This window comes from Kushneria halocnemicola (assembly GCF_965650455.1).
GTDB lineage: Bacteria > Pseudomonadota > Gammaproteobacteria > Pseudomonadales > Halomonadaceae > Kushneria.
Genome location: NZ_OZ287968.1, coordinates 1,977,810 through 2,003,620, shown reverse-complemented (window position 1 = coordinate 2,003,620; position 25,811 = coordinate 1,977,810). Strand labels below are relative to the sequence as shown.

Here is a 25,811-nt window from a genome sequence, read left to right as displayed (position 1 = left end):
GAGAAAACAAGATTAGTTAATTTGCTTTATTCTCGAATTGGCATGAGAAACGATCGCTATTCGGTAATTAGAAAAAAGCGACAAGCACTGTATATTCGCCTGGGCTGAACCATTTCAGCATCACGGCGGGATAGGGGACGGACGTTATGGCTGCTTATACGGTTGCGCGTGTTGATGGCGTAGTGCTGCTTCTGGACCCACGCAAGGCGGTGGTTCAGGGAATGGCGTTACCGGAAAATGCGGTATTGATGGCGGCCGACGGTGGCCGGGTCATACTGGCCGATGGCACCGTGTTAAGCCTCAATGCTGGCCAGCCCGCCACATTGGTCAGCACAGACGATGTTGTGGAACTGGTCTTTGCACAGCAGCCTGCAGAGGTTGATCCCGAAATCGCGGCACTACAGGCCGCCATCGCCGCCGGGCAGGATCCGACAGAGGTACAGCAGGCGCCGGCCGCCGGTGCTTCCCAAAACGCCGGCGGTGGCAGTCTTTCAGGCAGTGGCGGTTTCTCACAGCCTTTCGACATCAATCGCAGCGGCCGAGAGCAACAGACCGAGTACCGCTATAGCGCCGCTTTCGACGAGGCAGGCGTCGCCCCCGCGTCGACGTTCTCGGGGTTTGCCGATAGCGCCGATGCCGATGATACCGCTACGCCACCGGCCAACGGCGGCGACACGCCCCCCCCGACCGATCCGACCAACGGCGGCGGTACGACCACACCGACGGACCCGAACACCGGCGGCGGTACGATCACACCGACGGACCCGAACACCGGCGGCGGTACGATCACACCGACGGACCCGAATGCCGGCGGCGGTACGACCACACCGACGGACCCGAACACCGGCGGCGGTACGATCACACCGACGGACCCGAATGCCGGCGGCAGCACCACGACTCCGACCGACCCGACCAACGGCGGCGGTACGACCACACCGACGGACCCGAATACCGGTGACGGCACGACCACACCGACCGATCCGACCAACGGCGGCGGCACCACGACTCCGACTGCCCCGAACACCGGTGGCGGTACGACCACACCGACGGACCCGAATGCCGGCGGCAGCACCACGACTCCGACCGACCCGAACACCGGTGACGGCACGACCACACCGACCGATCCGACCAACGGCGGCGGTACGACCACACCGACCGACCCGACCAACGGCGGCGGCACCACGACTCCGACGGACCCGAATACCGGCGGCAGCACCACGACTCCGACCGACCCGAACGCCGGTGACGGCACGACCACACCGACCGATCCGACCAACGGCGGCGGCACCACGACTCCGACTGCCCCGAATACCGGCGGCGATACGACTACACCGTCGGACCCGAATACCGGCGGCAGCACCACGACTCCGACCGATCCGAACACCGGCGGCGGCGATCCAGTCAATAATGACGCTTCTGGCGAGCCGGTAGCCCCGGTTGGGGATGACAGCAGAGCCACGCCTGTCGTCACGATTGCCCTGAACACCGTCACGGAAGACGACATCGTTAATGCCGATGAGGCACGCAGCAGTATCCTTGTCGGTGGCATCGCTGGCGGTGATGCTGCAGCAGGTGACATGGTTACCGTCACCATTGGCGATTATGCCTATATGACCGCCGTGGATGACGCCCTGTCCTTTAGTATCATTGTGCCCGGAGACATTCTGGTCGGCAGCGATACCGTTATTGCCACCATCAGTCACATCCATGCCGGCGGTGTCAGCACCGCGACGACGACACATGGCTATACAACCCGGCTGGAAGCACCGGTCGTCTCGATTTCGCTGGATACCATTGCCGGTGATGACGTGCTCAATGCCAACGAGGCCGGCGGGGAGGTAACGCTAACGGGAGCGACCAGCGGCGATGTGGCCCAGGGCGATTCTGTCACCATCTCGATTGGGTCGCAGAGCTACAAGACGATCGTCATTGCGGACGGTACGTTCTCGGTCACGCTTCCCGGTTCGGTACTGGCGCAGGCAGAAACGGTGACAGCAGCCGTTACCCATCGTGACGCTGCAGGTAACGTCGGCAGTGCCACTATCAGTCGCGACTACGCCGTCGACATCACGATACCGGCACTCACCATTCAGCTCGACACCATTGCCGGCGACAACATCGTCAACGCCGAGGAAGCGGGTCGCGATATCCCGGTGACCGGCTCGGTCGGCGGTGAATTTGCCGCGGGCGATATCCTCAATCTGACTATCGGCAATCAGACGTATACCGGTGCGGTAAACGGTGATGGTAGTTTCAGCATCAACGTGCCCGGCGCTCAGCTGGCGCAGAGCGATTCAATTCGTGCCGACGTTAGTCATACCGACGCCGCAGGCAACATGGGCTCGGCGAACACCGCAGTCAGCTACAGCGTCGACACGACCATCCCCGTGGTAACGATCTCGTTGGATACCATCGCCGGCGATGACGTCATCAACGCGGCGGAAGCGGCGCAGGATGTGGCCATCACCGGTCGCGCCGGTGGCGACGCCGCCCCCGGTGATACCGTCACGGTCAACGTCGGCAATCAGAGCTATACGGCGACCGTTGGTCAGAACGGCGCGTTCAGCGTTGCAGTGCCGGGCAGCGCGCTGGCAACAGCTGGTGCGGGTTCGATTACTGCCTCTGTTTCGCACACCGATGCCGCTGGCAACATCGGCAGTGCCGAGACCGCTCGCGACTACGCGGTCGATACCACGCCGCCGGTTCTTGCAATCCAGCTCGACACCATTGCCGGCGACAACATCGTCAACGCCGAGGAGTCCGGTCGCGATATCCCGGTGACCGGCACGGTTTCTGGTGAATACGATGCCGGTGACCTCGTCACTCTGACGGTGGGTGAGCAGAGCTACACCGGCGCGGTAAACGGCGACGGTACTTTCTCGATTAACGTACCCGGCAGCCAGTTGGCCTCGAGCGATTCGATCCGCGCCGGGGTCAGCCATACCGACGCGGCGGGCAATACCGGCTCGGCCAATACCGCCGTCAATTATTCGGTCAGCACCGATCTGCCCGTTGTCACGATCTCGCTAAATACCATCGCGGGTGACGACGTCATTAACGCTGCGGAAGCCGCGCAGGATGTGGCCATTACCGGTCGTGCCGGCGGTGACGCCGCGCTCGGTGATACGGTCACCGTATCGATCGGTGGGCAGAGCTACTCAACGACTGTCGGCCAGAACGGCGCGTTCAGCGTGGCCGTGCCGGGCAGCGCGCTGGCAACCGCTGGTGCCGATTCGATCACTGCCTCTGTTTCGCATACCGATGCCGCCGGCAACGTCGGAAGCGCCGAGACCGCTCGCGACTATAGTGTCGATACAATCCCGCCGGTCCTTTCCATCCAGCTCGACACCATTGCCGGCGACAACATCGTCAATGCCGATGAGGCCAGTCAGACCATTCCGGTAACCGGTTCGGTAAGCGGCGAGTTTGCCGCAGGCGATATTGTCACCCTGACGGTCGGCGAGCAGACGTACACCGGCGCGGTGAACGGCGACGGTACGTTCAGCATTAATGTGCCCGGCGCTCAGCTGGCGCAGAGCGATTCGATTCGCGCCGACGTTAGTCATACCGACGCGGCGGGCAATGTGGGCTCGGCGAACACCGCGGTCAGCTATTCAGTCGACACAACTATCCCTGCTGTCACCATCAGCCTCGATACTATCGCCGGCGATGACGTCATCAACGCCGCGGAAGCGGCGCAGGATGTGGCCATTACCGGTCGTGCCGGCGGTGATGCCGCGCCCGGTGATACGGTCACCGTCTCGGTCGGTGGGCAGAGCTATTCAACGGTTGTGGGGCAGAGCGGCGCGTTTATTGTGGCCGTGCCGGGCTCGATCCTCGCTGCTGCCGGTGCCAATAGCGCTTCGGCATCCGTGACCCATACCGATGCGGCCGGTAACACCGGCAGTGCCGAGACCGCTCGCGACTACGCCGTCGATACCACGCCGCCGGTCCTTTCGATCCAGCTCGACACCATCGCCGGCGACAATATCGTCAACGCCGACGAGGCCAACCAGACCATTCCTGTGACCGGTTCGGTCAGCGGTGAGTTCGCCGCGGGTGACCTCGTTACCCTGACGGTGGGTGAGCAGACCTACACCGGCGTGGTGAATGCCGACGGCAGCTTCTCGATCAACGTGCCCGGGAGTCAGCTGACCCGGAATGATGCGATCCGCGCTGACGTCAGCCACACCGATGCCGCGGGCAATGTGGGTTCGGCCAATACCGCCGTCAATTATTCGGTCAGCACCGATCTGCCCGTTGTCACGATCTCGCTGGATACCATCGCGGGTGACGACGTCATTAACGCTGCGGAAGCCGCGCAGGATGTGGCTATCACCGGTCGTGCCGGCGGCGATGCCGTGGCCGGTGATACGGTGACCGTCTCGATCGGGGGGCAGAACTACTTAACGGTTGTGGGCCAGAACGGCGCGTTCAGTGTCGCCGTGCCAGGCTCGATTCTCGCTGCTGCCGGTGCCAACAGTGTCTCTGCCTCGGTCAGCCACATGGATGCCGCCGGCAACGTTGGCAGTGCCGAGACCAGCCGCGCCTACGCGGTCGATACCACGCCGCCGGTGCTCTCGATCACGCTTGACACCATTGCCGGCGACAACATCGTCAACGCCGAGGAAGCGGGTCGCGATATTCCGGTGACCGGTTCGGTCAGTGGCGAATTTGCCGCGGGTGATCTCGTTATCCTGACGGTGGGTGAGCAGACGTACACCGGTGCTGTAAGTGCCGACGGTACCTTCTCGATCAGCGTGCCCGGCGCTCAGCTGGCACAGAGTGATTCGATTCTTGCTGACGTCAGCCACACCGACGCGGCGGGCAACACCGGCTCGGCGAACACCGCGGCCAGCTACGCGGTTGATACCGACATTCCGGTTGTCACCATCAGCCTCGATACGATCGCCGGTGATGACGTCATCAACGCCGCGGAAGCGGCGCAGGATGTGGCCATTACCGGTCGTGCCGGCGGTGATGCCGCGCCCGGTGATACGGTCACCGTCTCGGTCGGTGGGCAGAGCTATTCAACGGTTGTGGGGCAGAGCGGCGCGTTCAGCATCGCGGTGCCGGGCAGCGTGCTGGCAACAGCTGGTGCGGGCTCGGTCAGTGCCGCCGTTTCGCATACCGATGCCGCCGGCAATGTCGGCAGCGCCGAAACTATCCGCGGCTACGCGGTGGATACCACGCCGCCGGTTCTTGCCATCCAGCTCGACACCATCGCCGGTGACAATATCGTCAATGCCGACGAGGCCAACCAGACCATCCCGGTAACGGGCTCCATCAGCGGTGAGTTCGCAGCCGGTGACATCGTTACCCTGACGGTGGGTGAGCAGACCTACACCGGCGCGGTAAACGGTGACGGCACCTTCTCGATTAACGTGCCCGGTGCTCAGCTGGCGCAGAATAATTCGATTAGCCTTGAAGTTAGCCATACCGATGCGGCGGGCAATACCGGCTCGGCCAACATCGCGGCCAGCTACGCCGTTGATACCGATATTCCGGTCGTCACCATCAGCCTCGATACCATTGCCGGCGATGACGTCATCAACGCGGCCGAAGCCGCCGAGAATGTGACCATCACCGGTCGCGCCGGCGGTGACGCCGCGCTCGGTGATACGGTCACCGTCTCGATCAGTGGCCAGAACTACACCACGGTGGTCGGTCAGAACGGTGCGTTCAGTGTGGCCGTGCCGGGCTCGATTCTCGCTGCTGCCGGTGCCAACAGCGTCTCGGCGTCGGTCAGTCACACTGACATCGCAGGAAATACCGGCAGTGCCGAGACGGCTCGCGACTACGCCGTCGATACGACGCCGCCAGAGCTGACTATTCAGCTCGACACCATTGCCGGCGACAACATCGTCAACGCCGATGAGGCCAGTCAGGCCATTCCGGTGACCGGTTCGGTCAGTGGCGAATTTGCGGCAGGCGACACTGTGACCCTGACGATCGGTGATCAGAGCTACGCCGGCACGGTGAACGGCGACGGCACGTTCAGCATCAGTGTGCCCGGCGCTCAGCTGGCCCGAAATGACGAGATCCGCGCTGAGGTCAGTCATACCGATGCGGCGGGCAATACCGGTTCGGCGAATACCGCGGCCAGCTACTCGGTTGATACCAACATTCCGGTCGTTACGATATCGCTGGATACGATCGCGGGTAATGACGTCATCAACGCTGCGGAAGCGGCGCAGGACGTGACCGTCACCGGTCGTGCCGGTGGCGATGCCGCGCCCGGCGACACGGTGACTATCTTGGTGGGTGAGCAGAACTACTCAACCGTTGTAGGTCAGAACGGCGCGTTCAGCGTTGCGGTGCCGGGTGCGGTACTGGCTGCTGCTGGTGCTAATAACGTGGCGGCTTCGGTCAGTCATGTTGATGCCGCTGGTAACGTCGGCAGTGCCGAAACCTCTCGCGACTACGCCGTCGACACCACGCCGCCGGTGCTCTCGATTGCACTCGACACCACTGCCGGCGACAACATTGTCAACGCCGAGGAAGCGAACCAGACCATCCCGGTGACGGGTTCGGTCAGCGGCGAGTTCGCCGTAGGCGACATTGTTACGCTGACGGTGGGTCAGCAGAGCTACACCGGTGCGGTGAATGCCGACGGCGCCTTCTCGATCAACGTGCCCGGCAGCCAGTTGGCGCAAAATGAGGCCATCCGCGCCGAGGTCAGCCACACCGATGCGGCGGGCAATGCCGGCTCGGCCAACACCGCAGTCAGCTACAGCGTCGACACAACCATTCCCATCGTGACGATCTCGCTGGACACGATCGCCGGTGACGACGTCATCAACGCGGCGGAAGCGGCGCAGGACATCACCATTACCGGTCGTGCCGGTGGCGATGCCGCCCCCGGCGATACCGTCACGGTAAACGTCGGCAATCAGAGCTATACGGCGACCGTCGGTCAGAGCGGCGCGTTCAGCGTCGCGGTGCCGGGCAGCGCGCTGGCAACAGCTGGTGCGGGTTCGATCACTGCCTCTGTTTCGCACACCGATGCCGCCGGCAACATCGGCAGCGCCGAAACCGCTCGCGACTACGCCGTCGATACCACGCCGCCGGTGCTCTCGATCACGCTCGACACCATTGCCGGCGACAACATCGTCAACGCCGATGAAGCCAACCAGGCCATTCCGGTGACCGGTTCGGTCAGTGGCGAATTTGCGGCAGGCGACACTGTGACCCTGACGATCGGTGATCAGAGCTACGCCGGTGCTGTAAATGCCGACGGCACCTTCTCGATCAGCGTGCCGGGCAGCCAGTTGGCCCGGAATGACGAGATCCGCGCTGAGGTCAGTCATACCGACGCGGCGGGCAATACCGGCAGCGCGAACACTGCTGCAAATTACGCGGTCGACACAACCATTCCGGTGGTCACGATCTCACTGGATACGATTGCCGGCGATGACGTCATCAATGTGGCGGAAGCCGCGCAGGTTGTGACCATCACCGGTCGTGCCGGTGGCGACGCCGCCCCCGGTGATACGGTCACCGTCTCGATCGCTGGCCAGAACTACACCACAGTGGTCGGTCAGAACGGCGCGTTCAGCGTTGCGGTACCGGGCTCGATTCTCGCAGCCGCTGGTGCCAGCAGTGTTTCGGCCTCCGTTTCGCACACCGATGCGGCCGGCAACACAAGCAGTGCCGAGACGGCTCGCGACTACGCCGTCGATACGACGCCGCCAGAGCTGACTATTCAGCTCGACACCATCGCCGGCGACAACATCGTTAACGCCGATGAAGCCAACCAGGCCATTCCGGTGACCGGCACGGTTTCGGGTGAGTTTGCAGCGGGTGACATCGTCACCCTGGCGGTAGGGCAGCAGACCTACACCGGCGCGGTGAACGGTGACGGTACTTTTAGCATCAACGTGCCTGGTAGCCAGCTGGCGCAGAGCGATTCGATTCGTGCCGGGGTCAGTCACACCGATGTGGCGGGTAATACCGGCTCGGCCAACACTGCCGCGAATTACGCGGTTGATACTGACATCCCGGTGGTGACCATCAGCCTCGATACCATCGCTAGCGATGACGTCATTAACGCCGCGGAAGCCGCAGATGATGTGGCTATCACCGGTCGTGCCGGGGGCGATGCTGCACCCGGCGATACGGTGACCGTCTCGGTTGGCGGGCAGAGTTACACCACAGTTGTGGGTCAGAACGGCGTGTTTAGTGTCGCCATGCCAGGCTCGATCCTCGCTGCTGCCGGTGCCAGCAGTGTCGCGGCATCCGTAAGTCACACTGACGCTGCGGGGAATACTGGCAGCGCTGAAACTATCCGCGACTACGCGGTCGATACGACGCCGCCAGAGCTGACTATTCAGCTCGATACAATTGCCGGCGACAACATCGTCAACGCTGAAGAAGCAGGTCGCGATATACCCGTGACCGGTTCGGTCAGCGGCGAGTTTGCCGCGGGCGATATCGTGACGGTGACAGTGGGTCAGCAAACGTACACCGGTGCGGTAAATGCCGACGGCACCTTCTCGATTAACGTGCCGGGTAGTCAGCTGGCGCAGAGTGACTCGATTCGCGCCGACGTCAGTCATACCGACGCGGCGGGCAATACCGGCTCGGCCAATACCGCAGTCAGCTACAGCGTCGACACAACCATTCCCATCGTGACGATCAGTCTCAACACGATCGCCGGCGATGACATCATCAACGCCGCGGAAGCCGCACAGAATGTGGCCATCACCGGTCGCGCCGGCGGTGACGCTGCACCCGGCGATACGGTGGCCGTCTCGATCGGTGGCCAGAACTACTCAACGGTTGTGGGTCAGAACGGCGCGTTCAGCGTCGCGGTGCCCGGTTCAATTTTGGCTACTTCTGGTGCCAATAACGTGGCGGCTTCGGTCAGTCACACTGACGCTGCGGGGAATACCGGCAGCGCCGAGACCAGCCGCGACTACGCCGTCGACACTACGCCGCCGGCGCTTGCGATCACGCTGGATACCGTTGCTGGCGACAACATCGTCAATGCTGAAGACGCGGGTCGCGATATTCCGGTGACCGGCACGGTCTCTGGTGAATACGCTGCCGGTGACCTAGTGACCCTGACGGTCGGTCAGCAGACGTACACCGGTGCCGTGAACGCCGACGGTACTTTCAGCATTAACGTGCCCGGCGTTCAGCTGGCACAGAGTGACTCGATTCGCGCCGACGTCAGCCACACCGACGCGGCGGGCAACACCGGCTCGGCGAACACCGCGGTCAGCTACGCCGTTGATACCGACATTCCGGTCGTCACCATTAGTCTCGACACGATCGCCGGTGATGACGTCATCAACGCCGCGGAAGCGGCGCAGGATGTTGCCATCACCGGTCGTGCCGGTGGTGATGCGGTAGCCGGTGACACTGTCACGGTCAGCGTGGGTAACCAGAGCTATACGGCGACCGTTGGTCAGAACGGCGCGTTCAGCGTCGCAGTGCCGGGCTCGTTGCTGACTATCGCTGGCGCCAACAGTGTTTCCGCTTCTGTCAGTCACACGGGCGCGGCCGGCAACATCGGCAGCGCCGCCACGTCACGCGATTATGGCGTCGACACCACGCCGCCGGAACTTGCCATCCAGCTGGATACCATCGCCGGCGACAACATCGTCAATGCTGAAGAGGCCGGTCGCGATATCCCGGTGACCGGTTCCGTCACTGGCGAGTTTGCGGCCGGCGACATCGTCACCCTGACGGTGGGTGAGCAGACCTACACCGGCGCGGTGAATGCCGACGGCAGCTTCTCGATCAACGTGCCCGGCGGTCAGCTGGCACAAAATGACGCGATCCGTGCCGAGGTCAGCCACACCGATGCCGCGGGCAACGTGGGCTCGGCGAACACAGCGGCAAGCTACGCCGTTGATACCGATATTCCGGTCGTTACGATCTCGCTGGACACGATCGCGGGTGATGATGTCATTAACGCGGCGGAAGCGGCGCAGGACATCACCATTACCGGTCGTGCCGGTGGTGATGCCGTTTCCGGCGATACCGTCACGGTCAGCGTGGGTAACCAGAGCTATACGACCACTGTCGGTCAGAACGGCGCGTTCAGCGTTGCAGTGCCGGGCTCGATTCTCGCTGCTGCCGGTGCCAACAGCGTCTCGGCGTCGGTCAGTCACACTGACATCGCAGGAAATACCGGCAGTGCCGAGACGGCTCGCGACTACGCCGTCGATACCACGCCGCCCGTTCTTTCAATCGCACTCGACACCATCGCCGGCGACAACATCGTCAATGCCGACGAGGCCAACCAGACTATCCCGGTGACCGGCTCGGTCACGGGCGAGTTTGTCGTGGACGACACCGTCACCCTGACGGTCGGTGACCAGATCTATACCGGCGCGATCAACGCCGATGGCACGTTCAGCATTAATGTCCCCGGCAGTCAGCTGGCACAGAGCGATTCGATTCGTGCTGAGGTCAGTCACACGGACGCGGCCGGTAACGTGGGCTCGGCGAACACCGCGGCCAGCTATTCAGTCGACACAACTATCCCTGCTGTCACCATCAGTCTTGATACGATCGCGGGCGATGACGTCATCAATGCCGCGGAAGCGGCGCAGGACATCACCATTACCGGTCGTGCCGGCGGCGATGCGGTGCCCGGCGATACTGTCACGGTCAGCGTCGGCAACCAGAGTTATACGGCCACTGTCGGTCAGAGCGGCGCGTTCAGTGTCGCAGTACCAGGTTCGGTGCTGGCTGTGGCTGGCGCCAACAGTGTCTCGGCTTCGGTCAGTCATACGGATGCCGCTGGCAATGTCGGAAGCGCCGAGACAGCTCGCGACTACGCGGTGGATACCACGCCGCCGGCGCTTGCGATCACGCTGGATACCATCGCTGGCGACAACATCGTCAACGCCGACGAGGCCAACCAGACCATTCCTGTGACCGGTTCGGTCAGCGGTGAGTTCGCCGCGGGTGACCTCGTTACCCTGACGGTGGGTGAGCAGACCTACACCGGCGTGGTGAATGCCGACGGCAGCTTCTCGATCAACGTGCCCGGCGGTCAGCTGGTCCAGAGTGATTCGATCCGCGCTGACGTCAGCCATACCGACGCAGCGGGCAATACCGGCTCGGCCAACACCGCAGTGAGCTACGGTGTCGATACGACCATTCCGGCGGTCACGATCTCGCTGGATACGATCGCCGGCGATGACGTCATCAACGCGGCGGAAGCGGCGCAGGATGTGACCATCACCGGTCGCGCCGGTGGTGATGCTGTGGCCGGTGATACGGTGACTGTCTCGGTCGGTGGCCAGAACTACTCAACGGTTGTGGGTCAGAACGGCGCTTTCAGTGTGGCCGTGCCAGGCTCGATTCTCGCTGCTGCCGGTGCCAACAGTGTCTCTGCCTCGGTCAGCCACATGGATGCCGCCGGCAACGTTGGCAGTGCCGAGACCGCTCGCGACTATAGCGTCGATACCACACCGCCGGTCCTTTCGATCGCGCTGAATACCATTGCCGGCGACAATATCGTCAACGCCGATGAAGCCAACCAGACTATTCCGGTGACCGGCTCGGTCAGCGGCGAGTTTGCCGCAGGTGATATTGTCACCTTGACGGTCGGCGAGCAGACGTACACCGGCGCGGTAAACGGTGACGGCACCTTCTCGATTAACGTGCCCGGTGCTCAGCTGGCGCAGAATAATTCGATTAGCCTGGAAGTTAGCCATACCGACACGGCGGGCAATGTGGGCTCGGCGAACACCGCGGCCAGCTACGCGGTTGATACCGACATTCCGGTCGTCACCATCAGCCTCGATACTATCGCCGGCGATGACGTCATCAACGCCGCGGAAGCGGCGCAGGATGTGGCCGTCACCGGTCGTGCCGGTGGCGACGCCGCCTCCGGTGATACCGTCACGGTCAACGTCGGCAATCAGAGCTATACGGCGACCGTCGGTCAGAACGGCGCGTTTAGCGTCGCCGTGCCGGGTAGTGTGCTGGCAACCGCTGGCGCCGGCTCGATCAATGCTGTCGTTTCGCACACCGATGCCGCCGGCAATATCGGCAGCGCCGAGACCGCTCGCGACTATAGCGTCGATACCACACCGCCGGTCCTGTCGATCGCGCTGAATACCATTGCCGGCGACAACATCGTTAACGCCGATGAGGCGAATCAGACCATTCCGGTGACGGGTTCGGTCAGTGGTGAGTTTGCCGCGGGTGATCCCGTTACCCTGACAATCGGCGAGCAGAACTACACCGGTGCGGTGAGTGCCGACGGCACCTTCTCGATCAACGTGCCCGGCGGTCAGCTGGTCCAGAGTGATTCGATCCGCGCTGATGTCAGCCACACCGACGCGGCGGGCAATACCGGCAGCGCGAACACTGCTGCGAATTACGCGGTCGACACCGCTATCCCTGTGGTGACCATCAGCCTCGATACCATTGCCGGCGATGACATCATCAACGCCGCGGAAGCCGCACAGGATGTGACCATCACCGGCCGTGCCGGCGGCGATGCTGTGCCCGGTGATACGGTCACCGTCTCGGTCGGCGGTCAGAGCTACTCAACGACCGTCGGCCAGAACGGCGCGTTCAGCGTTGCGGTGCCAGGCTCGTTGCTGGCTGTGACTGGTGCCAACAGTGTCTCGGCGTCAGTCAGTCATACGGATGTGGCCGGCAACGTCTGCAGTGCCGAGACCGCTCGCGACTACGCTGTCGACACCACTCCGCCGGCGCTGGCCATCCAGCTTGATACCATTGCTGGCGACAACATCGTCAACGCTGAAGAAGCAGGTCGCGATATCCCGGTGACCGGTTCCGTCACTGGCGAGTTTGCCGCGGGCGATATCGTGACGGTGACAGTGGGGCAGCAAACGTACACCGGTGCGGTGAATGCCGATGGCACCTTCTCGATTAACGTGCCCGGTGCTCAGCTGGCGCAGAATAATTCGATTAGCCTTGAAGTTAGCCATACCGACGCGGCGGGCAATACCGGCTCGGCCAATACCGTAGTCAGCTACAGCGTCGACACAACCATTCCCATTGTGACGATCAGTCTCGACACGATCGCCGGTGACGACGTTATCAACGCCGCGGAAGCCGCACAGAATGTGACCATCAGCGGTCGTGCCGGTGGCGATGCTGCGCCTGGTGATGCGGTCACCGTCTCAATCGCTGGCCAGAACTACACCACGGTGGTCGGTCAGAACGGCGCGTTCAGCGTCGCCGTGCCCGGCTCAGTTCTCGCTGCTGCCGGTGTCAATAGTGTGGCAGCTTCGGTCAGTCATACTGATATCGCTGGCAATATCGGCAGTGCCGAGACCAGCCGCGACTACGCCGTCGATACCACGCCGCCGGTGCTTTCGATCACGCTGGACACCATTGCCGGCGACAACATTGTCAATGCCGATGAGTCCAACCAGACCATCCCGGTAACGGGCTCCATCAGCGGTGAGTTCGCAGCCGGTGACATCGTTACCCTGACGGTGGGTGAGCAGACCTACACCGGCGCGGTAAACGGTGACGGCACCTTCTCGATTAACGTGCCCGGTGCTCAGCTGGCGCAGAATAATTCGATTAGCCTTGAAGTTAGCCATACCGACGCGGCGGGCAATACCGGCTCGGCCAATACCGCAGTCAGCTACAGCGTCGACACAACCATTCCCATTGTGACGATCAGTCTCGATACCATCGCTGGCGATGACGTCATCAACGCGGCGGAAGCCGCAGATGATGTGGCTATCACCGGTCGCGCCGGCGGCGATGCGGTGCCCGGCGACACTGTCACGGTCAGCGTGGGTAACCAGAGCTATACGGCGACCGTTGGTCAGAACGGCACGTTCAGCGTCGCCGTTCCTGGTAGTGCGCTGGCAACAGCTGATGCGGGTTCGATCACTGCCTCTGTTTCGCATACCGATGCCGCCGGCAATGTCGGCAGCGCCGAAACTATCCGCGGCTACGCGGTGGATACCACGCCGCCGGTTCTTGCCATCCAGCTCGACACCATTGCCGGCGACAACATCGTCAACGCCGACGAGGCGAATCAGACCATTCCGGTGACGGGTTCGGTCAGCGGCGAGTTCGCCGCGGGTGACCTCGTTACCCTGACGGTGGGTGAGCAGACCTACACCGGCGCGGTGAATGCCGACGGCAGCTTCTCGATCAACGTGCCCGGCGGTCAGCTGGCACAAAATGACGCGATCCGTGCCGAGGTCAGCCACACCGATGCCGCGGGCAACGTGGGCTCGGCGAACACAGCGGCAAGCTACGCCGTTGATACCGATATTCCGGTCGTTACGATCTCGCTGGACACGATCGCGGGTGATGATGTCATTAACGCGGCGGAAGCGGCGCAGGACATCACCATTACCGGTCGTGCCGGTGGTGATGCCGTTTCCGGCGATACCGTCACGGTCAGCGTGGGTAACCAGAGCTATACGACCACTGTCGGTCAGAACGGCGCGTTCAGCGTTGCAGTGCCGGGCTCGATTCTCGCTGCTGCCGGTGCCAACAGTGTCTCGGCGTCGGTCAGTCACACGGACGCGGCCGGCAACATCGGCAGCGCCGAGACCGCCCGCGATTACGCGGTGGATACCACGCCGCCGGTGCTTACCATTCAGCTCGACACCATTGCCGGCGACAACATCGTCAACGCCGATGAGGCCGGTCGCGATATCCCGGTGACCGGCTCGGTTTCTGGTGAATACGCTGTCGGCGACATCGTTACCCTTAAGTTAGGCCAACAGACGTACACCGGCCCGGTAAACGGTGACGGCACCTTCTCGATCAGCGTGCCCGGCAGCCAGCTGGCACAAAATGACGCGATCCGTGCCGAGGTCAGCCATACCGATGCGGCGGGCAATACCGGCTCGGCCAACATCGCGGCCAGCTACGCCGTTGATACCGATATTCCGGTCGTCACCATCAGCCTCGATACCATTGCCGGCGATGACGTCATCAACGCGGCCGAAGCCGCCGAGAATGTGACCATCACCGGTCGCGCCGGCGGTGACGCCGCGCTCGGTGATACGGTCACCGTCTCGATCAGTGGCCAGAACTACACCACGGTGGTCGGTCAGAACGGTGCGTTCAGTGTGGCCGTGCCGGGCTCGATTTTGGCTGCCGCTGGCGCCAACAGTGTCTCGGCGTCGGTCAGTCATACGGATGCCGCTGGCAATGTCGGAAGCGCCGAGACAGCTCGCGACTACGCGGTGGATACCACGCCGCCGGAACTTGCCATCCAGCTCGACACCATTGCCGGCGACAATATCGTCAACGCCGAGGAGTCCGGTCGCGATATCCCGGTGACCGGCACGGTTTCTGGTGAATACGCTGCCGGTGACCTAGTGACCCTGACGGTCGGTCAGCAGACGTATACCGGCGCAGTGAATGCCGACGGCAGCTTCTCAATCAACGTGCCGGGCAGTCAGCTGGCCTTGAGCGACTCGATCCGCGCTGAGGTCAGTCATACCGACGTGGCGGGCAATACCGGCAGCGCTAACACTGCTGCGAATTACGCGGTCGACACCGCTATCCCTGTGGTGACCATCAGCCTCGATACCATTGCTGGCGATGACGTCATCAACGCAGCGGAAGCCGCAGATGATGTGGCTATCACCGGTCGCGCCGGCGGCGACGCGGTGCCCGGCGATACTGTCACGGTCAGCGTGGGTAACCAGAGCTATACGGCGACCCTTGGTCAGAACGGTGCGTTCAGCGTTGCGGTACCGGGGTCGGTTTTGGCTGCTGCCGGTGCCAATAGTGTCGCGGCATCCGTAAGTCACACTGACGCTGCGGGGAATACTGGCAGCGCTGAAACTATCCGCGACTACGCGGTCGATACCACGCCGCCGGTTCTTGCCATCCAGCTCGACACCATTGCCGGCGACAATATCGTCAACGCCGATGAAGCCAACCAGACCATTCCGGTCACCGGTTCGGTCAGCGGCGAGTTTGCCGCGGGTGACCTCGTCACCCTGACGGTGGGCGAGCAGACGTACACCGGCTCGGTAAACGGTGATGGCACCTTCTCGATCAATGTGCCCGGCGCTCAGCTGACGCAGAGCGATTCGATTCGTGCCGACGTTAGTCATACCGACGCGGCGGGCAATACCGGCTCGGCCAATACCGCAGTCAGCTACAGCGTCGACACAACCATTCCCATTGTGACGATCAGTCTCGATACCATCGCTGGCGATGACGTCATCAACGCGGCGGAAGCCGCGCAGGATGTGGCCATTACCGGTCGTGCCGGCGGTGACGCCGCGCTCGGTGATACGGTCACCGTATCGATCGGTGGGCAGAGCTACTCAACGACTGTCGGCCAGAACGGCGCGTTCAGCGTGGACGTGCCGGGCAGCGCGCTGGCTACCGCTGGTGCCGATTCGATCACTGCCTCTGTTTCGCATACCGATGCCGCCGGCAACGTCGGAAGCGCCGAGACCGCTCGCGACTATAGTGTCGATACAATCCCGCCGGTTCTTGCAATCCAGCTCGACACCATTGCCGGCGACAATATCGTCAACGCCGATGAAGCCAACCAGGCCATTCCGGTCACCGGTTCGGTCAGCGGCGAGTTTGCTGCAGGTGATATTGTCACCCTGACGGTCGGCGAGCAGACGTACACCGGCTCGGTAAACGGTGATGGCACCTTCTCGATCAATGTGCCCGGCGCTCAGCTGGCACAGAGTGATTCGATTCGTGCCGACGTTAGTCATACCGACGCGGCGGGCAATGTGGGCTCGGCGAACACCGCGGCCAGCTACGCGGTTGATACCGACATTCCGGTCGTCACCATCAGCCTCGATACGATCGCGGGCGATGACGTCATCAACGCCGCGGAAGCGGCGCAGGATGTGACCATCACCGGTCGTGCCGGTGGCGACGCCGCTCCCGGTGATACCGTCACGGTCAACGTCGGCAATCAGAGCTATACGGCGACCGTCGGTCAGAACGGCGCGTTTAGCGTCGCCGTGCCGGGCAGCGTGCTGGCAACCGCTGGCGCCGGCTCGATCAATGCTGTCGTTTCGCACACCGATGCCGCCGGCAATGTCGGAAGCGCCGAGACAGCTCGCGACTACGCGGTGGATACCACGCCGCCGGTTCTTGCGATCACGCTCGATACCATCGCCGGCGACAACATCGTCAACGCTGAAGAAGCAGGTCGCGATATCCCGGTGACCGGTTCCGTCACTGGCGAGTTTGCGGCCGGCGACATCGTCACCCTGACGATTGGTGATCAAAGCTACACCGGTGCCGTCAACGCCGACGGTACCTTCTCGATCAACGTGCCCGGCAGCCAGCTGGCCTCGAGCGATTCGATTCGTGCCGAGGTCAGTCACACGGACGCGGCCGGTAATACTGGCTCGGCCAACACCGCAGTGAGCTACGGTGTCGATACGACCATTCCGGCGGTCACGATCTCGCTGGATACGATCGCCGGCGATGACGTCATCAACGCGGCGGAAGCGGCGCAGGATGTGACCATCACCGGTCGCGCCGGTGGTGATGCTGTGGCCGGTGATACGGTGACTGTCTCGGTCGGTGGCCAGAACTACTCAACGGTTGTGGGTCAGAACGGCGCTTTCAGTGTGGCCGTGCCAGGCTCGATTCTCGCTGTTGCCGGTGCCAACAGCGTCTCGGCGTCGGTCAGTCACACGGACGTTGCAGGGAATACTGGCAGCGCCGAGACAGCTCGCGACTACGCCGTCGATACCACGCCGCCGGTCCTTTCCATTCAGCTCGATACAATTGCCGGCGACAACATCGTCAACGCTGAAGAAGCAGGTCGCGATATCCCGGTGACCGGTTCCGTCACTGGCGAGTCTGCGGCCGGCGACATCGTCACCCTGACGATTGGTGATCAAAGCTACACCGGTGCCGTCAACGCCGACGGCACCTTCTCGATTAACGTGCCGGGTAGTCAGCTGGCGCAGAGTGACTCGATTCGCGCCGACGTCAGTCACACCGACGCAGCCGGTAACGTGGGTTCGGCGAACACCGCTGCCAGCTACGCGGTTGATACCGACATTCCGGTTGTCACCATCAGCCTCGATACCATTGCGGGCGATGACGTCATCAATGCCGCGGAAGCCGCAGAGGATGTGACTCTCACTGGTCGCGTTGGTGGTGACGCTGCACCCGGCGATACGGTGACCATTTCGATCGGCGGTCAGAACTACTTAACGATTGTGGGCCAGAACGGCGCGTTCAGTGTCGCCGTGCCGGGCTCAATCTTGGCTGCTGCCGGTGCCAACAGCGTCTCGGCGTCGGTCAGTCACACGGATGCCGCCGGCAACACCGGCAGTGCCGAGACCAGTCGCGACTACGCCGTCGATACTATGCCGCCGGTGCTTTCGATCGCACTCGACACCATTGCCGGCGACAACATTGTCAATGCCGAGGAAGCGAACCAGACCATCCCGGTGACCGGTTCGGTCAGCGGCGAGTTTGCGGCAGGCGACACTGTGACCCTGACGATCGGTGATCAGAGCTACACCGGCGCGGTGAACGGCGACGGTACGTTCAGCATTAATGTCCCCGGTAGCCAGCTGGCGCAAAGCGATTCAATTCGTGCCGAGGTCAGTCACACGGACGCGGCCGGTAATATAGGTTCAGCCAACACCGCAGTCAGCTACGCGGTTGATACCGACATTCCGGTCGTCACCATCAGTCTCGATATCATCGCCGGTGACGACGTCATCAACGCGGCGGAAGCGGCGCAGGATGTGACCATCACCGGCCGTGCCGGCGGCGATGCTGTGCCCGGTGATACGGTCACCGTCTCGGTCGGCGGTCAGAGCTACTCAACGACCGTCGGCCAGAACGGCGCGTTCAGCGTTGCAGTGCCGGGTAGCGTGCTGGCAACCGCTGGTGCCGATTCGATCAGTGCCGCCGTTTCGCACACCGATGCGGCCGGCAACATCGGCAGCGCCGAGACCGCTCGTGACTACGCGGTGGATACCACTCCACCTGTTCTTTCAATCGCACTCGACACCATCGCCGGCGACAACATCGTCAACGCCGAGGAAGCGGGTCGCGATATTCCTGTGACCGGTTCGGTCACGGGCGAGTTTGTCGCGGGTGACCTCGTTATCCTGACGGCGGGACAGCAAACGTACAGCGGCGCAGTAAATGCTGACGGCACTTTCTCGATCAACGTGCCCGGCAGCCAGCTGGCCTCGAGCGATTCAATCCGTGCCGAGGTCAGCCACACCGATGCCGCGGGCAACGTGGGCTCGGCGAACACAGCGGCAAGCTACGCCGTTGATACCGATATTCCGGTCGTTACGATCTCGCTGGACACGATCGCGGGTGATGATGTCATTAACGCGGCGGAAGCGGCGCAGGATGTGGCCATCACCGGTCGTGCCGGTGGTGATGCCGCACCCGGTGATAGTGTCACCATCTCGGTGGGTGGTCAGAGCTACTCAACGGTTGTGGGGCAGAACGGCGCGTTCAGCATCGCGGTGCCGGGCAGCGTGCTGGCAAATGCCGGTGCGGGCTCGATCACTGCCTCTGTTTCGCATACCGATGCCGCGGGCAATATCGGAAGTGCCGAGACCAGCCGTGATTATGCGGTGGATACCACGCCGCCGGCGCTCTCGATCACGCTGGATACCGTTGCCGGCGACAACATCGTCAACGCCGACGAGGCGAATCAGACCATTCCGGTGACGGGTTCGGTCAGTGGTGAGTTTGCCGCGGGCGATATCGTCACCCTGGCGGTGGGTGAGCAGACGTACACCGGTGCCGTGAACGGTGACGGCACGTTCAGCATTAATGTCCCCGGCAGCCAGTTGGCCTCGAGTGATTCGATCCGCGCTGACGTCAGCCATACCGACGCAGCGGGCAATACCGGATCGGCCAATACGGCCGCGAATTACGCGGTCGACACCGACATCCCGGTGGTGACCATCAGCCTTGATACCATTGCCGGCGATGACATCATCAACGCGGCGGAAGCGGCGCAGGATGTGACCATCACCGGTCGCGCCGCTGGCGACGCCGCCCCCGGTGATACCGTCACGGTCAACGTCGGCAATCAGAGCTATACGGCGACCGTCGGTCAGAACGGTACGTTCAGCGTCGCGGTACCGGGCTCGATCCTCGCTGCTGCCGGTGCCAATAGCGTTTCGGCATCCGTGACCCATACCGATGCCGCCGGCAATGTTGGCAGTGCCGAGACCACTCGTGATTACGCGGTAGATACCACGCCGCCGGTTCTTTCGATCCAGCTCGACACCATCGCCGGCGACAGCATCGTCAACGCCGACGAGGCGAATCAGACCATTCCGGTGATGGGTTCGGTCAGCGGTGAGTTTGCCGCGGGCGATATCGTCACCCTGGCGGTGGGTCAGCAGACGTATACCGGTGCGGTAAACGGTGACGGCACCTTCTCGATCAACGTGCCGGGCAGTCAGCTGGCCTCGAGCGATTCGATCCGCGCTGACGTCAGCCACACCGATGCGGCGGGCAACGTGGGTTCGGCGAATACCGCGGCCAGCTACGCCGTTGATACCGATATTCCGGTCGTGACGATTTCGCTGGACACGATCGCCGGTGATGACATTATCAACGCCGCGGAAGCGGCGCAGGATGTTGCCATTACCGGTCGTGCCGGCGGTGACGCCGCATCCGGTGATACCGTCACCGTCTCGGTTGGCAACCAAAGCTACACCACGGTGGTGGGTCAGAACGGCGCGTTCAGCGTCGCCGTGCCCGGCTCAGTTCTCGCTGCTGCTGGTGTCAATAGTGTGGCAGCTTCGGTCAGTCATACTGATACCGCTGGCAATATCGGCAGTGCCGAGACCGGCCGTGACTACGCGGTGGATACCACACCACCGGTTCTTGCGGTCCAGCTCGACACCATTGCCGGCGACAACATCGTTAACGCCGACGAGGCGAACCAGACCATTCCGGTGACCGGCTCGGTCAGCGGCGAGTTTGCCGCGGGTGACCTCGTTACCCTGACGGTGGGTCAGCAGACGTATACCGGTGCGGTAAACGGTGACGGCACCTTCTCGATCAGCGTGCCCGGCAGCCAGCTGGCCTCGAGCGATGCAATCCATGCCGAGGTCAGTCACACGGACGCGGCCGGTAATGTGGGTTCGGCGAACATCGCGGCGAGCTATGCCGTTGATACGGTCATCCCGGTCGTAACGATTTCACTGAATACCGTCGCGGGCGATGATGTCATCAACGCTGCGGAAGCGGCGCAGGATGTTGCCATCACCGGTCGTGCCGGCGGTGATGCCGCGCCCGGTGATACGGTCACTGTCTCGGTCGGCGGTCAGAACTACTCAACAGTTGTGGGTCAGAACGGTACGTTCAGCGTTGCAGTCCCCGGTAGCGTGTTGACCAATGCAGGCGTCGACAGGATCAGCGCGTCCGTCTCGCACGCTGATGCCGCGGGTAATGTCGGCAATGCCACGACCTCGCGCGATTACCGGATAGATGTCCTGCCACCGGATGCACAAGCCGATACGGGGAATACGCAGCAGAGCGTCACGCTAAGCGTTGATGCCGCTCGTGGCGTGCTCGCCAACGATACCGATCGTGACAGTGATGATAAGACGCTTCGCGTGGTGGCCATCAATGGTGAAACCGGTGGCGTCGGGCAGGTGGTGACAGGCTCCAACGGTGGTCAGTTCGTGTTGGCAGCTGATGGCAGCTATCAGTTCCGGCCGGGCAGTGCCTTTGACTATCTGCCGGATGGCCAGACAGCGACCACGCAGGTCAGCTACACGGTCAGCGATGATCAGGGCAACGCCAGTACCGCAACGCTGACGGTCACGGTCAAAGGCGTCAACGATGCGCCGATAGCGGTTGCCGATATAGCCATTACGGGTGAAAAGACCCCCCTGGTGGTCAGCGCGGCCGATGGCGTGCTGGCCAATGATCGCGATGTCGACAGCGGTGACACGCTGCGCGTCACCCAGGTCAACGGCAGTACGTCGGGCCTAGGCAGCGCTGTGGCAGGCAGCCATGGTGGCGTTTTTGTGCTCAATGGCGATGGCAGCTATAGCTTCAACCCGGGGTCGGATTTCAACCGACTGGCAGTCGGTCAGACCGCGACCAGCACCGTCAGTTACACCGTCAGCGACAATCATGGTGCCAGTGCAACCACCACGCTTACGGTGACCATTACTGGTGCCAATGACGCCCCGGTCGCGCGCCCCGATACCGGCACCACCGACGAAGATACCCGTCTGGTCGTCAATGCCGCCAACGGTGTACTGGCCAACGACACCGATGTTGATGCCGGTACCATACTGAATGTGGCAGCCGTTAATGGGCTTGGCACAGGCGTCGGGGCTGCCGTGGCCGGTAACGGCGGCGGCACCTTCGTGATCAATAATGATGGCAGCTACAGCTTTGACCCGGGGCAGGCTTTCCAGAGTCTGACCGAGGGGGCAAGCAAGACCTCCTCGGTGCAATATACCGTCAGCGACGGCCAGGGCGGTACGGCTATCAGCACGCTGACGGTGACCATTACCGGTGTCGTGGACCGGCCGATCATCAACGTGGTCGAGCATTCGCTAACGGCGATCGAGACCGGCGCGCTCGCCAATAGTCTGGGGCTGGAAGTCACCTTTTATCAGCAGGTCGCCAACACCACGGCGTGGAACACGGCGGCGAGTCTGCCCACGCTCATGGCGGACAGAACGCCGACCACGCAGGGCACCGTCAGCGGCGGCATCAACTACACCGTCGGCGCCGGTGATGCCTATAGCGTCAAGGGGGTAATGTACCTGGAGGCGGGGCACAGCTACCGCTTTACCGGCAACTCTGACGACACGTTGCTGTTCACGGTGGGTGATCAGACGCTGCTGGGTAAAAACTTCAACTCATGGGGCACCTACAACACCGCCACCATCACGCCCACAGTCAGCGGCTACTATCCGGTCGGGGTCTACATGACCAACTATACCGGGGCCGGTAACCTTGCCATGACGGTCTCGGTGGATGGTGGCGCGGCCAAAACGCTTAACAACACCAATTTCGCGCTTTTCCCCAGTATTGGCGCGGTTTCAAACGCTACATTGCCCTTTACGCCGCAGCAGACCGACAGCAGCGGCTATCGCTACTACGCAGTGAAGGAAGATCAGGGCGTCACCGGCACCCGCATCGAGCTTGGAACACCCACGGCAGCCCTGACGGACACGATCGGGCCGGCAGAAACGCTGAAGCTGAGCATTGCCAATCTGCCGGCAGGGTCAGTGCTGAGTGATGCCGCCGGCAACAGTGTCGCGATTACCAGTGCGACACAGCAGGTGTCATTGACCGGCTGGTCGCTGGATACCCTGCGTCTGATGCCGCCGGCCGGCTACACCGGCACCATTGCGACGCTCTACACCGCAACGGCAGTGGGCGTTAATGGCGGTACGGCGAGTACCACCGTGACACAGAACGTGCTGGTCTTCCCGGCGTCGAGCCCAACCGGTGCGGTGACAGAAGATACGGGCAGTACGCTGACCAGCAGCAACACCCTCGTGGTACTGGATGGCGCCAATCAGCCGGTGGCCTTTCAGGCCGGTGTTGGTGCGCCGGTAGGCAGCACGCTGGGTTCTCTGGCCATCGATGCCAGCGGCAAATGGACCTACAGCGTGGATAACGCAAGGGTACAGTCGCTCGGCGCTGGTGCCACGAAGGTGGAGACCTTCACGGTCACTGCTGCCGACGGTTCAAAACAGACGATCTCCGTCACCATCACGGGCGTTAATGACGCCCCGGTGGCGATGGCCGACCACGCCTATGTCAGCGGCCAGGGCGAGCAGAAGGTTGTCTATCTCTCGACCCACACCGGGGTACTGGAAACCTGGAATCTGACCACGGGCAGCCAGACCAGCCTCACCATGACCAACAGTAGTGGCGGTGCCGCGCCGGTATTCGGTGATATCGCCCAGAGCACTACGCCAGGAAGGCTTTACGGCATCAACTTCTCTACAGCTTCCAATGCCACGGCGCTCTATAGCATCAATGTCAGTACTGGCGTTGCGACGTCGCTGGGTACGCTGGCCGGTACGACGGCTCTCAATGCGCTGACAATGATGCCCAGCGGACAGCTGCTGGCAGCCAATGCCAACAACGGCGCACTTTATCAGATCAACCCGGTGACGCTTGCCGTTACACAGCTCGCCACCGTCAATTACAACTCGGGCGGCGATTTAAAGTATGTCGGTGGCCATCTTTATGGTTCCGACCAGACCGGTCGTGTCTATGAAATCGCCATCAACGCTGACGGCACGATCAGGACAACCAGTGGTAGCGCGACGACAAAGCTGGTAGCGACCATGCCACACCCGGTCTATGGGCTGGGCGAGGATGCCAATGGCAACCTGTTGATCATTACCACTGACAACAAGGCCACCCCCATGAACGTGGATACCCTGACGCTGGGGGCGCCGACCGCGCTGACGGCTCTGGGCAGTGGGGTGTTGTATGGTACGGCGGGCAATGTTGGGTTGAGTACCGAAGGAACGCCGACGGCGACGGGTAATGTGCTGGCCAATGACAGTGATGTCGATATCGGTGACAAGCTGGTCGTGACCGGCGTGAGCAACAGCATTGCCGGAAGCATGGCCGCCGTGACGGTCGGCAGCAACGTGATCATTCATGGGGTCTACGGCACGCTGACGCTGTCCGCCGACGGCAGCTACGCCTACACGCTTGATCCCGGGCGGCCTACCAGCCGTAGTCTGCTGGGCGGAAAAACGGCCGATGACACCTTCAGCTACACCATTAGCGACGGCAAGGGCGGTACCGCCACGGCAACGCTTGCCGTGCATGTCACGGGCAGTACGCATAATTACGCGCCAACGGCGTCAAACTTCACCGTGGCACTGACTGCTACCAGCATCACCAATGATGTGGTGTACATCGACTTCCCGCGGCTGGGCAATTTCCACGATGTGGAAAGCGGTACAAAGCTGGGCGTGGTGATTACCTCGATGCCCGTCAACGGCGTGCTCTATTCAGGCGCCACGGCAATTACGGCCAGTGATGTGCTAACCGGCAAGGTGTTTGACCCCACCACGCTGACCTATAACCCGGCCGATCAGAAAAACTCGCTGTTGGGTACAGGCCTGTTGGCTTCGGGGGATGCTGGACCCAAAGCGGACGGCTTCACCTTCGCTACGGTCGACGGCAGTGGGCAGCACAGTGAAAACCACATGGTTACGCTCAGCAATAGTACGGGCAGTGGCACCTCTATCAACGTGACCTCTGCCATCAACGGTACGGCCGGGGCGGATCTGATGATGGGTACCGGGAGCGGCGACATCCTCACCGGTGGTGACGGTAACGACATCCTGTTCGGCTATGGCGGCGATGACACGCTGCGCGGCGGTGCGGGCAATGATCGTCTTTATGGCGGTGCCGGCAACGATCGTCTTGAAGGCGGGCTCGGCAACGACTGGCTGGTAGGCGGCACCGGCAACGACATTCTGACCGGCGGCGAAGGCAGCGATACCTTTGCCTGGATGCGCGGTGACCAGGGCACGAGCATCAATCCGGCCATTGACCGGGTCACCGACTTCACCCGTGGCAGCGGGGGCGATGTCCTCGATCTATCGGATCTGCTCGATCTCGGCGGCAGCGGCAGCAATGCCCGGGATGCCAGCCTGGCCTCCCAGTACCTGCACTTCGTCCGAGGCGAGGCGAGCGGGGCGCCGGGCACGGCGGGCAGCAACAGTTCGACGCTCGAGATCAAGACCGACGGTCCCGGGGGCGGCGTGACCCAGAAGATCGTCTTCAGCGGGGTGGATATGACCACGCTGGGCAATTCCGACACGGAGATCATCAAGGCGCTGCTGGACAACGGCAATCTCAAGACCAACCTGGATGGCTAGGGTGCA

General features: G+C 62.5%; 1 protein-coding gene. It reads left to right on the top strand.

Translation table 11 applies throughout. The features are described 5' to 3' along the window. The first annotated feature begins 146 nt into the window (after positions 1 to 146). The gene (locus ACS92L_RS09120; RefSeq protein WP_438764356.1) at positions 147 to 25,805 is read left to right on the top strand and encodes an Ig-like domain-containing protein; all 25,659 of its coding nucleotides are present in this window, start codon (positions 147 to 149) and stop codon (positions 25,803 to 25,805) included. Positions 25,806 to 25,811: the final 6 nt, after the last annotated feature.

Excerpts from the sequence above, each read along its gene's own strand:
- ACS92L_RS09120 (WP_438764356.1), top strand. The coding sequence starts at position 147 with ATGGCTGCTTATACGGTTGCGCGTGTTGATGGCGTAGTGCTGCTTCTG.